At 58.0% G+C, this 13,589-nt stretch carries 13 protein-coding genes and 2 pseudogenes; 8 read left to right on the forward strand and 7 right to left on the reverse strand.

Going from position 1 to position 13,589, the window contains the following annotated elements; all coding sequences use genetic code 11:
* Positions 1–7: 7 nt before the first annotated feature.
* The 5 genes from A1WC_RS11785 to A1WC_RS11765 form a co-directional block, all read right to left on the reverse strand.
* A complete protein-coding gene (locus A1WC_RS11785; protein ID WP_008804683.1) occupies positions 8–814 on the reverse strand; it encodes an ABC transporter permease in 807 nt (268 codons plus the stop codon).
* Positions 804–1,733 (reverse strand): ABC transporter permease, encoded by a 930-nt coding sequence (locus A1WC_RS11780; RefSeq protein ID WP_012541559.1) that lies wholly within the window; start codon positions 1,731–1,733, stop codon positions 804–806. The genes A1WC_RS11785 and A1WC_RS11780 overlap by 11 nt, the downstream gene beginning before the upstream one ends.
* Position 1,734: 1 nt before the next feature.
* The gene (locus tag A1WC_RS11775; RefSeq protein WP_008804681.1) at positions 1,735–2,748 is read right to left on the reverse strand and encodes an ABC transporter ATP-binding protein; all 1,014 of its coding nucleotides are present in this window, start codon (positions 2,746–2,748) and stop codon (positions 1,735–1,737) included.
* A 16-nt stretch (positions 2,749–2,764) separates the two neighbouring features.
* Positions 2,765–3,910 carry a putative ABC transporter substrate-binding protein YdcS gene (ydcS, locus tag A1WC_RS11770; protein WP_008804680.1) on the reverse strand — a complete coding sequence of 382 codons (1,146 nt, stop codon included), beginning with the start codon at positions 3,908–3,910 and terminating at the stop codon, positions 2,765–2,767.
* Between the two features lie 305 nt (positions 3,911–4,215).
* Positions 4,216–5,628, reverse strand: coding sequence for a PLP-dependent aminotransferase family protein (locus tag A1WC_RS11765; RefSeq protein WP_008804679.1), 1,413 nt, complete (start codon positions 5,626–5,628; stop codon positions 4,216–4,218).
* Between the two features lie 681 nt (positions 5,629–6,309).
* Between A1WC_RS11765 and A1WC_RS11760 the strand changes: the two are divergent.
* From A1WC_RS11760 to A1WC_RS11735, 7 genes and pseudogenes are all read left to right on the forward strand, one after another.
* A pseudogene (locus A1WC_RS11760) lies at positions 6,310–6,480 on the forward strand (cytochrome ubiquinol oxidase subunit I); the annotation flags it as partial.
* Positions 6,481–6,512: 32 nt separating this feature from the next.
* Positions 6,513–7,481, forward strand: a complete 969-nt coding sequence (locus tag A1WC_RS11755) for an IS5 family transposase (RefSeq protein ID WP_000654811.1) — start codon at positions 6,513–6,515, stop codon at positions 7,479–7,481.
* Positions 7,482–7,488: 7 nt separating this feature from the next.
* Positions 7,489–8,772: pseudogene (locus A1WC_RS11750) on the forward strand (cytochrome ubiquinol oxidase subunit I); the annotation flags it as partial.
* Positions 8,772–9,782, forward strand: a complete 1,011-nt coding sequence (cydB, locus tag A1WC_RS11745) for a cytochrome d ubiquinol oxidase subunit II (RefSeq protein WP_008804677.1) — start codon at positions 8,772–8,774, stop codon at positions 9,780–9,782. The pseudogene A1WC_RS11750 and the gene cydB, both read left to right, overlap by 1 nt.
* Positions 9,782–9,907, forward strand: coding sequence for a DUF2474 domain-containing protein (locus A1WC_RS26320; protein ID WP_012541556.1), 126 nt, complete (start codon positions 9,782–9,784; stop codon positions 9,905–9,907). Before cydB ends, A1WC_RS26320 begins: the two co-directional genes overlap by 1 nt.
* A gap of 95 nt (positions 9,908–10,002) precedes the next feature.
* Positions 10,003–10,287 carry a hypothetical protein gene (locus A1WC_RS11740; protein ID WP_016161179.1) on the forward strand — a complete coding sequence of 95 codons (285 nt, stop codon included), beginning with the start codon at positions 10,003–10,005 and terminating at the stop codon, positions 10,285–10,287.
* A gap of 150 nt (positions 10,288–10,437) precedes the next feature.
* Entirely contained in the window at positions 10,438–10,671 is a 234-nt protein-coding gene (locus tag A1WC_RS11735) for a DUF2554 family protein (protein ID WP_008804675.1), read from the forward strand.
* Positions 10,672–10,683: 12 nt separating this feature from the next.
* Here the strand turns inward: A1WC_RS11735 and A1WC_RS11730 are convergent, their stop codons facing one another.
* The gene (locus A1WC_RS11730) at positions 10,684–12,645 is read right to left on the reverse strand and encodes a peptidase U32 family protein (RefSeq protein WP_008804674.1); all 1,962 of its coding nucleotides are present in this window, start codon (positions 12,643–12,645) and stop codon (positions 10,684–10,686) included.
* 33 nt (positions 12,646–12,678) lie between these two features.
* On the opposite strand from A1WC_RS11730, the gene A1WC_RS26325 reads away from it, so the two are divergent.
* Positions 12,679–12,846, forward strand: a complete 168-nt coding sequence (locus A1WC_RS26325) for a hypothetical protein (RefSeq protein ID WP_162493250.1) — start codon at positions 12,679–12,681, stop codon at positions 12,844–12,846.
* 10 nt (positions 12,847–12,856) lie between these two features.
* On the opposite strand, the gene A1WC_RS11725 is transcribed toward A1WC_RS26325, so the two are convergent.
* Positions 12,857–13,426: a helix-turn-helix domain-containing protein gene (locus A1WC_RS11725; RefSeq protein WP_008804673.1), complete on the reverse strand. Its 570-nt coding sequence runs from the start codon at positions 13,424–13,426 to the stop codon at positions 12,857–12,859.
* Positions 13,427–13,589: the final 163 nt, after the last annotated feature.

Raw genomic sequence — 13,589 nt, forward strand, 5'->3', positions numbered from 1 at the left:
CATGGTTTTATTTCCCGTTTCCGGCGTCGTTATCGCCGTCGCGGGTGAGCCACCAGGCCCCTAAGATTGGTATCGTCGTTACCAGCATCACCAACAGCGCGACAACGTTGGTGACGGGCACATCGCGCGGCCGCCCCAGCTGATTCAGTAACCACAGCGGCAATGTTCGCTCATGCCCCGCGGTAAAAGTGGTGACGATAATTTCATCAAACGACAGGGCGAAGGCCAGCATTCCCCCCGCCAGCAGCGCCGATCCCAGATTGGGCAACACCACGTAGCGAAAGGTCTGCCAGCCGGTCGCGCCCAGGTCCATCGAGGCTTCCACCAGGCTCCACGAGGTCCGACGAAAGCGGGCAATGACGTTGTTAAAGACCACCACCACACAAAAGGTCGCGTGCCCCACCACAATGGTCAGTAGCCCCGGCTCGAGACCGACGGCTTTAAACGCCGTCAGCAGCGCCAGGCCGGTAATGATCCCCGGCAGGGCGATCGGTAACAGCAGCAGTAGCGATACCGCATTCTTACCAAAAAAAGTGCTGCGCCACAGGGCACCTGCAGCCAGCGTGCCAAGTACTAAGGCAATGGCCGTCGACAGGGCGGCAATTTTAAGTGACAACGTCACGGATTCGAGAATATCGCTACGCCCTGCTGCCTCGCTAAACCAGCGTAGCGTCAGCCCCTGCGGCGGAAAGCTGAAGGCCGCATCCTCCGTATTAAAAGCATAGATGGCAATGATCAGCAGCGGGAAGTGGAGGAACACCACGCCGCCCCAGGTCGCCAGTTGCAGATACCAGGGTGCGCGTTCAGAGTGCATCGAAGGCTCCCAGACGTTTCACGAACGCCAGATAAAGGGCAATCAGCACGATCGGCACGAGGGTGAACGCCGCCGCCATCGGCATATTGCCTATCGCCCCCTGCTGCGAGTAGACCATGTTGCCGATAAAGTACCCCGGCGGCCCGACCAGCTGCGGCACGATAAAGTCGCCCAGCGTCAGCGAGAAGGTGAAAATCGATCCGGCGGCAATACCAGGGATAGCCAGCGGCAGAACCACATAGCGGAAGGTCTGTCGTGGCCCGGCGCCAAGATCGGCCGACGCCTGCAGCAAGGAGCCCGGAATGCGCTCCAGCGCCGCCTGCACCGGCAGGATCATAAACGGCAGCCAGATGTAGACGAACACCAGAAAGCGTCCCAGCCCGGAGGTGGACAAGGTGTTGCCGCCGATCGCCGGGACGGTCAGAAGCGCATTCAGCGCCCCTTCCAGTCCAAGATGGCCCAGAAACCACTGCGCCACACCATCTTTGGCCAGCAGCAGTACCCACGCGTAGGCTTTGACGATATAGCTGGCCCACATCGGCAGCATCACAGCGATATAAAAGAAAGCCTTCATTTTGCCGCTGGTATAGCGAGCCATGTACCAGGCCATCGGCAGCGCCAGCATGGCGCTGGCGAGCGTCACACTCAGGGCCATTACCAGGGTACGGACAATAATGTCGTAATTGGCGGGATTGAACAGCGCCCGCAGGTTGGCCAGCGTAAAGTCGCTGGTCACCGACATGGTGAAGTCGTCAAAGGTATAAATACTCTGCCACAGCAGGGTCAGGAGCGATCCCAGATAGACGATACCAAACCACATCAGCGGCCCGAGCAGCAGTAAAAACAGGCCCAATGCTGGCCGACGCCAGAAGATCCCGGATACGCGCCCGGCCTGCGCAGGAATCATCGCCATGGTCATCTCAGCCTCCGCTTTCCAGCGGGGTCATCGCCGACCGCGACCATGACGCCAGCACCGTTTGCCCCATTCGCGGGGCGCTGGCTGCCGCCGCGCCATCGATATTCGCCTGGCTGACCAGCAGCTTGTCCCCCTCCGCCAGCCTGAGCTCAATCCGCGTCGCCGCCCCCTGATACTGTACCGCCTGCACTACGCCCTGAACCTGAACCTCGCCGCCGCCCTGCAGGCGAACATGCTCCGGACGCAGCGACCAGCTACCCGGCATGCCGCACAATCGCCGGGCCGCCTCGGCTTCAAAAACGTTGGCGGTGCCGACAAAGCCAGCGACAAACGCGGTCTTCGGATGCAGATAGAGATCCTGCGGCGCATCCACCTGTTCGATGCGCCCATTGTTAAACACCGCCACGCGGTCTGACATCGACAACGCTTCGCTCTGGTCGTGGGTCACGAAGATAAAAGTTATCCCCAGCGACTGCTGCAGCTTTTTCAGCTCCACCTGCATCTGCTCGCGCAACTTCAAATCCAGCGCACCCAGCGGCTCATCGAGCAGCAGCACCCGCGGCTGGTTCACCAGCGCCCGGGCAATAGCGACCCGCTGCCGCTGGCCGCCGGAGAGCTGAGAAGGCTTACGATGATGAGCAAAGCCAAGGGCCACCTTTTCCAGCGCTTCCTGGGCGCGGGCATGGCGCGCTTTCTTCGCCATGCCTTTGACCATCAGGCCGTAGGCGACGTTGTCGAGGATCGACATATGGGGAAACAGCGCATAGTCCTGGAACACCGTATTCACATCCCGCTGCCAGGGCGGCAGTTCGCTGGCCGGCTGACCGAAAATACGGATGGTGCCGCCGGAGAGCTGCTCGAAACCGGCAATCAGCCGCAGGCAGGTGGTTTTGCCCGAACCGGAGGGGCCCAGCATTGAGAAAAATTCACCATCGCGAATGCCTATGCTAACCCCATCTACGGCCCGCACATCGCCGTACAAGCGCGATACATTCTGAAACTCGACCGCGTACGTCATTGTCTGCCTCCCGTCCTTAGCGGCCGCCCATTATCGCAATATAGTCCTGAGTCCATCTGCTGTAGGGTACGTATTTCCCGCCTTCGGCAACCGGCGTTTTCCAGAAATGGATCCGGGTAAACTGGTCATAGCCGTTGGTTTCACAGCCTTTGTCACCGAGCAGCGCGCTGGCTTTACACCCCTCTGGCACCACCGGGAGCGAGCCGAACCACGCCGCCACATCGCCCTGCACCTTCGGCGTGAGCGACCAGTTCATCCATTTGTAGGCGCAGACCGGATGCTTCGCTTCGCTGTGCAACATGGTGGTATCCGCCCAGCCGGTCACCCCCTCCTTCGGAAACACGGTGGCGATGGGCTGGCCTTCAGCCTTCAGGCCGTTGGCCTGATAGGGCCACGAGCTGGAGGCGGCCACCCCTTCGTTTTTGAAGTCGTTCATCTGTACGGTGGCGTCATGCCAGTAGCGATGGATCAGCGGCTGCTGGTCGCGCAGTACTTTCAGCACCGCGTTATACTGGGTTTCGGTCAGTTGATAGGGATCTTCGATCCCCAGCTGCGGCTGGGTGGCTTTGACAAACAGCGCGGCGTCAGCGATATAGATCGGGCCATCATAGGCCTGCACGCGTCCCTGATTGGTTTTGCCGTCCGGCAGGTTCTGTTTAACGAAGACCACGCTCCAGCTGTCCGGCGGCGTCGGGAATACACGGGTGTTGTACATCAGCAGGTTCGGCCCCCACTGATACGGCGTGCCGTAGGCTTTACCGCCGACGTTAAACCATGCCCCTTGCGCAATGCGTGGATCGAGGGTGCGCCAGCCGGCAATCAGCGCGGTATTAATCGGCTGAACGCGTTTGCCCATGATCAGACGCAGCGAGGCATCGCCCGACGCGGTCACCAGATCGTAGCCCCCCTTGGCCATCAGGCTGACCATCTCGTCAGAGGTAGCGGCGGTTTTGACATTAACCTGACACCCGGTCTCTTTTTCAAACTGAGTGACCCAGTCGTACTGCTTGTCTGTCTGGCCGCGTTCGATATACCCCGGCCAGGCAATAATATCGAGCCGCCCTTCCGGTTTATCCAGCGAGGTGAGTGGCTCTGCCGCCTGCACGGTCAAACAGGCCATGCTCAGCACATAAAGGCTGCAACGGGCAAATTTTTTGCTCATCAGGTGTTACTCCTGTCACAAGGTAATTAGCGGCAGCCGTGCCGTAAAAATATCTCCTGAAATAAGGGTAGTCAGCGGATTAACGCCCCCTGGGGAATTTATTCAGGTTGTGACCCGGGACGCATTACGCAAAAATCGCCAACACAAGCAGGACTTTATGGATTATAGACAACGAGTTAGAGAAAAAGGAGGGGTATGCGTATTTCCTATGATGAGCGCCGGTAAAATAATGACCGGCCTCAATAAAAACTCACCCGCGTTTATTTTTGTCGAGAGTTTATGGCGACGGAAAATAGCCTGAGTCGTCAGGTAAGCTGCTCACGAATAAGTTCACCCAACCGCCTCACCCCCTGCTCTTCGCGTTCCCCCCAGCCCCAGGCGGTATTAAAACGGAAAAACGAGGTCCAGCTGGCGGAGGTGGAGAACATTTTTCCTGGGGCAATGCTGATGTGCGAGGCCAGCGCCCGGGCGCTTAGCTCACTGGCGTCGGCCCCTTCCGGCAGCTCAATCCACAGAAAGTAGCCGCTGTCGCTGTGGTGGACGATAACCTCTGGCGGCAGATGGCGCAGCAGCGCCTGCCAGGCCAGCTGTTTACGCTCCGCCAGCTGGCGGCGCAAACGGCGCAGGTGGGCGTCATAGCGCTTGGTGGACAGATAATCCACCAGGGCTAGCTGCATCGGCGAGCTGGTGGAGAGCGTACTCATCAGCTGCAGTTGCTGGATCCGCCGCGCCTGTTTGCCGGCCGCCACCCAGCCGATACGAAACCCGGGCACCAGACATTTTGAAAATGAGCTGCAGTGCAGCGTCATATCCTGATGGTCCCAGTATTTCGCTGGTAACGGTTTCTCGCGACCAAAGTAAAGCTCGCTGTAGACATCATCTTCTATCAGCATCACGTTATAGCGCGCCAGCAGCGCCACCAGCGCCGCTTTTTTTTCGGCGCTAAGGGTGAAGCCGAGCGGGTTTTGTCCGTTAGTCATTAGCCAGCAGGCCTTGACCGGGTAATTTTGCAGGGCCGCTTCCAGCGCCGTCAGGTCAATGCCCTCTTTGACGTCGGTCGCCACCGACAGCGCCTTCAGGCGCAGCCTCTCCAGCGCCTGCAGGGCGCCGTAGAAACAGGGGTTTTCCACCACCACCCAGTCGCCCGGCTCGGTCACCGCCTGCAGACTGAGGTTAAGCGCCTCCAGCGCCCCGGCGGTAATGACGATCTCATCCGGCGAGATGTTCATCCCCTGCAGGGCATAGCGTCGGGCAATGGCGTGCCGCAACTCCGCATTGCCCGGCGGCAGGTTCTCAATGACGCTCATGGCGGTGGCGGTTTTGCTCACCTGCGCCAGCGAGCGGTTAAGCTGCTGCAGCGGGAAGAGACGCGGGTCCGGAAAGGCCGAGGCAAAGGGCAGCATCGACGCCTGGCGGCTGGCCTGTAGCACCTCAAAGATATAGGTATTGATATCGACAGCTTCATCGCGGGTCACCTGGGCAGGCGGCGCCGGCTGTCTAAGCTTCACCGGCTGAGGGGCGACATAATAACCCGACTGCGGACGGGCGACGATGCGCCCCTGGCTTTCCAGCAGCTGATAGGCATGGCTGACGGTCATAAAGCTCATGCCGCTGCTGATCACCTGCTCGCGCAGCGACGGCAGCCGATCGCCAGGCAACCAGACGCCAAGCGCGATCTGTTCGGTCAGCTGTTGCGCCAGCTGTTGATACTTTTTCATTGCGGCCGTCCCCGTACGATAACCTCCCATTATCATATATCAGTTATAAAAAAATCATAGTTTGCTGTAACTGTTATATCTGCAGCGGCAGTCGCGTCCCGTCACAGCACGGGATAGGTTTAAAATATCACCACCCAGAATAGTGAGATTAACGCAAACCAGAAGATAATCATCACGCCGAGCGTAATGCACAAACTCTGTAATCCTTTTTCAGACATGGGCATTCCTTTTTATTTATTCCCGAGCGCATACAGTACAAATTACCCACGGAGTCGACAATTTATTATTATTTAATTTACGATTAACCCGCTCAGCGTTTTTACTTATTCTCATACTAATGCGTGAGAATAAATGACGCTAAAACTCGTTGTGCATTATCGCAAGAATTAATACAGTAACGCGTGATGTTCGGGATATATTATTCCGGCCAGAAACAGTGCCGTGCCGGCGGCCGAGTCCGCCGATCAACCGCTCCCGGGATAACGGCCAAATCTCCGCTGGTCTGTTGGTTAAGCGACCCACCCCATCGGTATTTATTCGTACCGGCCGATGATTGGGACGCGAGGTGAAAAATCATAACAGAGGCCAACTGTTATGATAAAAAATGGCGCGACTGCCTCTGCCCCCCAGCCACCACCCTGCCTAAAATTGCGCTGAATCAATTTTGTAGTGGAGTCCTGCATGTTCGGTCTTGATGCATTCCATCTTGCGCGAATTCAATTCGCCTTTACGGTCTCATTTCATATTATCTTTCCCGCCATTACTATTGGGCTGGCCAGCTACCTGGCGGTACTCGAAGGTCTGTGGCTAAAAAGCAAAAATCCCACCTGGCGTTCGCTGTACCACTTCTGGGGCTTTGTTGAATAAATCGAACTTTTGCTGAGTTGAAGGATCAGATCACGCATCCTCCCGACAACACAGACCATTCCGTGGCAAAGCAAAAGTTCAGAATCACCAACTGGTCCACCTACAACAAAGCTCTCATCAACCGTGGCTCCCTCACTTTCTGGCTGGATGATGAGGCGATTCAGGCCTGGTATGAGTCGGCAACGCCTTCATCACGAGGAAGGCCCCAGCGCTATTCTGATCTCGCCATCACCACCGTTCTGGTGATTAAACGCGTATTCCGGCTGACCCTGCGGGCTGCGCAGGGTTTTATTGATTCCATTTTTGCCCTGATGAACGTTCCGTTGCGCTGCCCGGATTACACCAGTGTCAGTAAGCGGGCAAAGTCGGTTAATGTCAGTTTCAAAACGTCCACCCGGGGTGAAATCGCACACCTGGTGATTGATTCCACCGGGCTGAAGGTCTTTGGTGAAGGCGAATGGAAAGTCAGAAAGCACGGCAAAGAGCGCCGTCGTATCTGGCGAAAGTTGCATCTTGCTGTTGACAGCAACACACATGAAGTTGTCTGTGCAGACCTGTCGCTGAATAACGTCACGGACTCAGAAGCCTTCCCGGGCCTTATCCGGCAGACTCACAGAAAAATCAGGGCAGCCGCGGCAGACGGGGCTTACGATACCCGGCTCTGTCACGATGAACTGCGCCGCAAAAAAATCAGCGCGCTTATTCCTCCCCGAAAAGGAGCAGGTTACTGGCCCGGTGAGTACGCAGACCGCAACCGTGCCGTTGCTAATCAGCGGCTGAGCGGAAGCAATGCACGGTGGAAATGGACAACGGAATATAACCGTCGCTCGATAGCGGAAACGGCAATGTACAGAATGAAGCAGTTGTTGGGAGATTCACTGACGCTGCGTGACTACGATGGTCAGGTAGCGGAAGCTATGGCCATGGTGCGTGCGTTGAACAGGATGACAAAGGCTGGGATGCCAGAAAGCGTGCGTATTGCCTGAAAATCCAGCCAGCTACAGGGTCGTTCGCAAGAAATCTTATTTATTCAACAAAGCCCACTTCTGGTCGAAAATCTTCGCCGTCAACTTCGGCATGGGGGTGGTTTCCGGGCTGGTGATGGCCTATCAGTTCGGCACCAACTGGAGCGGTTTCTCTCAGTTCGCGGGGAGCATTACCGGCCCCCTGCTGACCTATGAAGTCCTGACAGCGTTCTTTCTGGAAGCGGGCTTTCTCGGGGTGATGCTCTTCGGCTGGAACCGCGTAGGGCCGGGGCTGCATTTTTTCGCCACCTGCATGGTGGCGCTGGGCACCATCATCTCGACCTTCTGGATCCTCGCCTCCAACAGCTGGATGCAGACCCCGCAGGGGTTTGAGATCGTTGACGGCCAGGTGGTGCCCGTCGACTGGCTGGCAGTGATCTTTAACCCGTCGTTCCCCTACCGCTTACTGCATATGACAGTGGCGGCGTTTCTCAGTAGCGCGCTGTTTGTCGGCGCCTCGGCGGCCTGGCATCTGCTGCGCGGCAATCAGTCGCCGGCGATCCGTAAGATGTTCTCGATGGCGCTCTGGATGACGCTGCTGGTCGCCCCCGTCCAGGCGCTGATCGGCGATATGCATGGTCTGAATACCCTGAAACACCAGCCGGCGAAAATAGCCGCCATTGAGGGCCACTGGGAAAACCCGCCGGGCGAGGCAACGCCGTTGCTGCTGTTTGGCTGGCCTGATATGGCGCAGGAGCGCACCCGCTACGGGCTTGAGATCCCGGCCCTGGGCAGCCTGATCCTCACCCACAGCCTTGATAAACAGGTGCCGGCGTTGAAGGAGTTCGCTCCTGAGGATCGCCCGAACGCTACCGTGGTGTTCTGGTCGTTTCGCCTGATGGCCGGTCTTGGCATGCTAATGCTCCTGCTCGGCGTACTGGCCCTGTGGCTGCGTCGCGGCGGCCGACTGTACCATTCCCGGCCATTTCTGCGCTTTGCGCTATGGATGGGCCCTTCAGGACTGATTGCTATTCTCGCTGGCTGGGTAACCACCGAAGTGGGCCGTCAGCCATGGGTGGTGTATGGCGTTCAGCGCACTGCAGACGCCGTTTCCGCCCACGGCGATCTGCATATGTCGGTCAGTTTATTGACCTTTATCGTGGTCTACAGCGCCGTCTTCGGCGTCGGCTACAGCTATATGCTGCGCCTGATCCGCAAGGGGCCGCAGGAGGTGCAGCCCGCGACAACCGGTACGCCAGCCCGCCCGCTTTCCGCCGCCACTGAAGGTTATCTGCAGAAGGAGTCCCGCTAATGGGTATCGAATTATCGGTGATTTGGTTCGTGATTATCGTCTTTGCCACGCTGATGTACATTGTCATGGATGGCTTTGATCTGGGCATCGGGATGTTGTTCGGCACAGTACGGGGCAGCACCGAGCGCGACGTAATGGTCAACAGCGTCGCCCCGGTGTGGGATGGCAATGAGACCTGGCTGGTACTGGGCGGCGCTGGTCTGTTTGGCGCTTTTCCCCTCGCCTACGCGGTGATAATCGACGCCCTGTCGATCCCCCTGACCCTGATGCTGATCGGCCTGATTTTTCGCGGCGTCGCCTTTGAGTTTCGCTTCCAGGCCACCCCGTCGCACCGACCCTTCTGGGACCGTGCCTTTTTTGGCGGTTCCTTGCTGGCGACCTTCAGCCAGGGCGTGGTGGTCGGGGCGGTGATCAACGGTTTCACCGTCAGCGGTCGCGCCTTCAGCGGCGGCATGTTTGACTGGCTGACCCCGTTCAGCCTGTTTTGCGGACTCGGGCTGTGCGTGGCCTATGCGCTGCTCGGCGCCACCTGGCTGGTGATGAAAAGCGAAGGCGCGCTGCAGCAGCGGATGCGAAGCGCATCGCGGCAGCTGCTGGTTGCCCTGCTGGCGGTGTTTGCCGTCATCAGCCTGTGGACTCCGCTGGCGCACCCGGCAATTGCCGCCCGCTGGTTCAGCCTGCCGAATCTCTATTTCCTGCTGCCGGTGCCGCTGCTGGTGATCCTCATCAGCGGCTGGCTGTGGCGTACGCTGCATCAGCGCGACCGCCATGTTTCGCCCTTCACGCTGACGCTGGGCCTGGTCTTTCTCGGCTTTAGCGGACTGGGGATCAGCATCTGGCCGCATATTATCCCGCCGGCCATCACGCTGTGGCAGGCTGCCGCTCCCCCGCAAAGCCAGGGCTTTATGCTGGTGGGCGCACTGCTGATTATTCCGGTCATTCTTGGCTACACCTGCTGGAGCTATTACGTGTTCCGCGGCAAAGTTCAGCCCGGGGAGGGATATCACTGATGCATACTGCCTGGCCTAAACGTCTGCTGTGGCTGATCGCGCTCTGGGGAGGCAGCGTACTGACGCTGGCCGCCATCAGCCTGCTGTTTCGCCTGCTGATGAACGCCGCAGGGCTAAAAGTCTGAGTGGGATGCAGAGAAGTCCGAAAAGGGATTTCTCCATCTTATCTTCACTTTTGCCTGATGAAATACGGCGATACATCAGAAGAAAGGATATTGCTATGAAGAAGTTAGCTTTACTGTCCGCCGTGATGACGCTGGGAATATCGTCATGGGCGTTCGCTGCCGACAACCCGCCACCGCCGCCAGAAAAAGGCGCGCAGCATCAGGGTAAACCGCCGGCGAAAAACGGCCAACACGATGGTAAGCAAGCGCAACACAACGGCAAGCAGCCACAACGAGATGGCAAACAGCCGCAGCATGATGGCAAACAGCCGCAGCGTGACGGCAAGCAGCCACCAAAAGGCGGCGAGCACAGCGGGAAACCGCTGCCGCCAAAAGCATAACCCCTCAGGCCTGGCCTTCTGCGCCAGGCTTTTTTTCACCTTCTTTCAGCTGACATTGACAAACTCTTGCCCTTCTTTGAGAAGCCGAGAAAAAAACCTGCACAACGCCTGGCATAGTAAGCCCACCCCATTGATTCGCAGAGTAAAGGTATGTTGAGGAGAAGCATGAGCGCGCTGCTGTTGCTGTGCGCGCTGTTTTCAGGACATCTGCTGGCCCACCGCCAGGGGCACGATTACTTTCCGGTGCAGAGCCTCGAACAGCAGCTGCTGCACGAGGCGGACAGCGACGAGCTTCGCAGCCAGTGCGAGGAGGCCGCCGCCGATCTGAACGAGCATCACCGCTGGCAGGATGCCCGCAAACCGCGGGCGCCGCATTACCCGTAGCGTCGCGCTGGATCAGGCTCCTTTGCGCTTCGGCAGGGTCTTCATCAGCTCATCCGGGCTGACGGAGGCGACGATGCTCCCGGGAAGCGGCATTTTGAGGATGTGGTTTTTAATCTTCCCGACGACATGCATTTCGCACGGGCGACAGTCAAACTTCAGGGTCAGCACTTCATCGCCGTGGATCAGCTGCATCGGCGTGGCTTTCCAGCTCTTGATGGAGCCTTTCGCCTGTTTCGGACAAAGATTAAACGCAAACCGCAGGCAGTGTTTGGTGATCATCACCGGCACATCGCCCTTCTCTTCGTGCGCTTCATAGGCGGCGTCAATCAGCTGCACGCCATAGCGCTGGTAAAAGGCCCGCGCCTTATGGTTATAGACGTTGGCGAGGAAGGAGAGATGGGTCTCCGGATAGACCGGCGGCGGTACGGAGACCGGCTTGCGGGTGCCGCGTTGCCAGGCGTTGAGGCGCGCTTCGTCCAGCATTTCAGCCGTTTCACGACGCAGCTGGTTGAGCAGGCTGTTGGGGACAAACAGCGGCGGCAGGTTGACCTGCACGTCGCGTGGGTAGTAAATGGTCTGCCCCAGTTTTGTGACGCCGTCACGCAAATTGGCCAGCGCTTTTTCTGCCTGATTGGCTTCGGCGAACGCTCCGTCGAGAGTATGGGTCACGCTGACGCCATCTTCACAGGTCATGGTCAGAACCAGCTGTTCCTGCCAGCCGCTCAGCGTAACGTCCACGGCGATGCGGCGTTCGCTGGAGGTCTTCAGCAGCGCCTGCTGCCAGTTGTGATCGAGGTTACGGTTGAGCGCCTGGTGCGGACGCGCTTTATGCAGATCCGCCGGCATCTCGTTCGGCCACACCCGATAGCGATTTTCGCCGGTTTTCTCCACCGTATTGGCACGGAAGCCCACCACTTCACGCTTGATCATCACGTTAAGGCCATCGCCGTTGGTTAACGGTTCGCTCACTTCGACATCAAGATGGTCTTTCCCCACCTTCAAGACTTCGCCCACCGGCAGCCCGATAAATTTCGGCGAATCAAAGGCGCCGATGTCGCCTTTACGGGCATTGACGAAGTAATCGGTGCTGCCGCGGTGGAAGGTTTTATCGGTAGACGGAATAAAAAAGTGCTCGGTGCGCCCTGCCGAGGCGCGCGCCAGGTCGCCGCGGTCTTCGATAATGGCATCCAGCATTTGACGGTAGTGCGCAGTGATGTTTTTCACATAACTCATGTCTTTGTAACGGCCTTCAATTTTGAAGGAACGTACCCCGGCGTCGATCAGCGCCGCCAGGTTGGCGGTCTGATCGTTGTCCTTCATCGACAGGAGATGTTTTTCATATGCCACCACCCGTCCCTGATCGTCTTTCAGGGTATACGGCAGGCGGCAAGCCTGCGAGCAGTCGCCCCGGTTGGCGCTACGTCCGGTCTGGGCGTGCGAAATGTTGCACTGCCCGGAATAGGCCACGCACAGCGCGCCATGAATAAAGAATTCAATGGTGGCGTCGGTATGCTCGTAAATGGCTTTGATCTGACTGAGATTCAGTTCACGCGCCAGCACGATCTGGCTGAAGCCGGCGTCGGAGAGAAATTTTGCTTTTTCCACGCTGCGGATATCACACTGGGTACTGGCGTGCAGCTCAATCGGCGGCAGATCCAGCTCCATGATCCCCATATCCTGCACAATCAGCGCGTCAACGCCCGCCTCATAAAGATCGGTAATCAGCCGCTGCGCCGGCTCCAGCTCATCATCATGCAGAATGGTGTTCAGCGTGACAAAGATTTTGGCGCCATAGCGATGGGCAAAAGGCACCAGACCGGCGATGTCGCTCAGGCTGTTGCTGGCATTGTGACGAGCGCCAAAGTCAGGCCCACCGATATAAACGGCGTCGGCGCCGTGGAGGATCGCTTCGCGAGCGATACCGGCGTCGCGGGCAGGACTAAGAAGTTCAAGACGATGATTGTGCAGGCGCATACGCGTGTTGTTATCCAGTATAAGGGGGTCGAAATGGCGGCTATTGTAGTCAGAACCGGGTACAGACGAAAACCTTTTCCACCGTCGCGCGACGACGAATTTTCATTTTTCAGCAAAGTATTGACGGAAAAGATAGTTCCTTCACATCCTCGCGCAGCGTACTGTCATCTCGTATTCCGGATTTTCCTCGTCACGTTGTGAGTGGTTATCATCAGTCATCTTGTCTGGCCGCGGGTTCGCCCGCGGTTTTTTCTTTTGGATAATGGATAAGAGAATGGAAATGGGCCGCCTGAACGCCGCGGTTACGATACGCATGCGCCTCATCGCCGGCGAAGCGCCGTCCCTCCCCTGGCTGCAGTAAATGCCACTCCCCCTGTAAACAGAGATCCAGGGCGCCGCTAATCACCACCACATGTTCAATCACCCCTTTCTCATGCGGCGTCGATTCGCTCAACGCGCCGGGGGCAAGGGTTATCGAAAAATGGTCAAAGCGCAGCTCCGGGTCCCACGGGAAGACCGGGGTCACCACCATCGCCTGCTGCTGCGGATCAAAAGCGGAAGGCGCTGCGCTGGCGTCCGGAACGATAAACGCCGAAAACGGCACGTTCAGCCCGGTGGCAATCTTCCACAGCGTCGCCACCGTCGGGCTCGATTCATTACGCTCAATCTGCCCCAGCATGGCTTTCGACACCCCCGTCTCTTCTGCCAGACGCGAGAGACTCCAGCCACGCTGCTGGCGCAGGGTTTTGAGCGTTGCCGCCAGATGTTGCGCAATATTCATCCTACCTCCTGACTTGTACAGGCAAGAGTATATCCCCATTTGCCTGATTCTACAGGGCGTTTCTCGGCATATCACCGTGAGAACAGGTGTCTTACGCTCTCCACATCCGCACCTTGTGCGCTATAACGCACAGTGATAGAGTATTTGTATGTTATAACGCACA

Source organism: Klebsiella sp. KTE92, from assembly GCF_000398905.1.
GTDB lineage: Bacteria > Pseudomonadota > Gammaproteobacteria > Enterobacterales > Enterobacteriaceae > Klebsiella > Klebsiella variicola.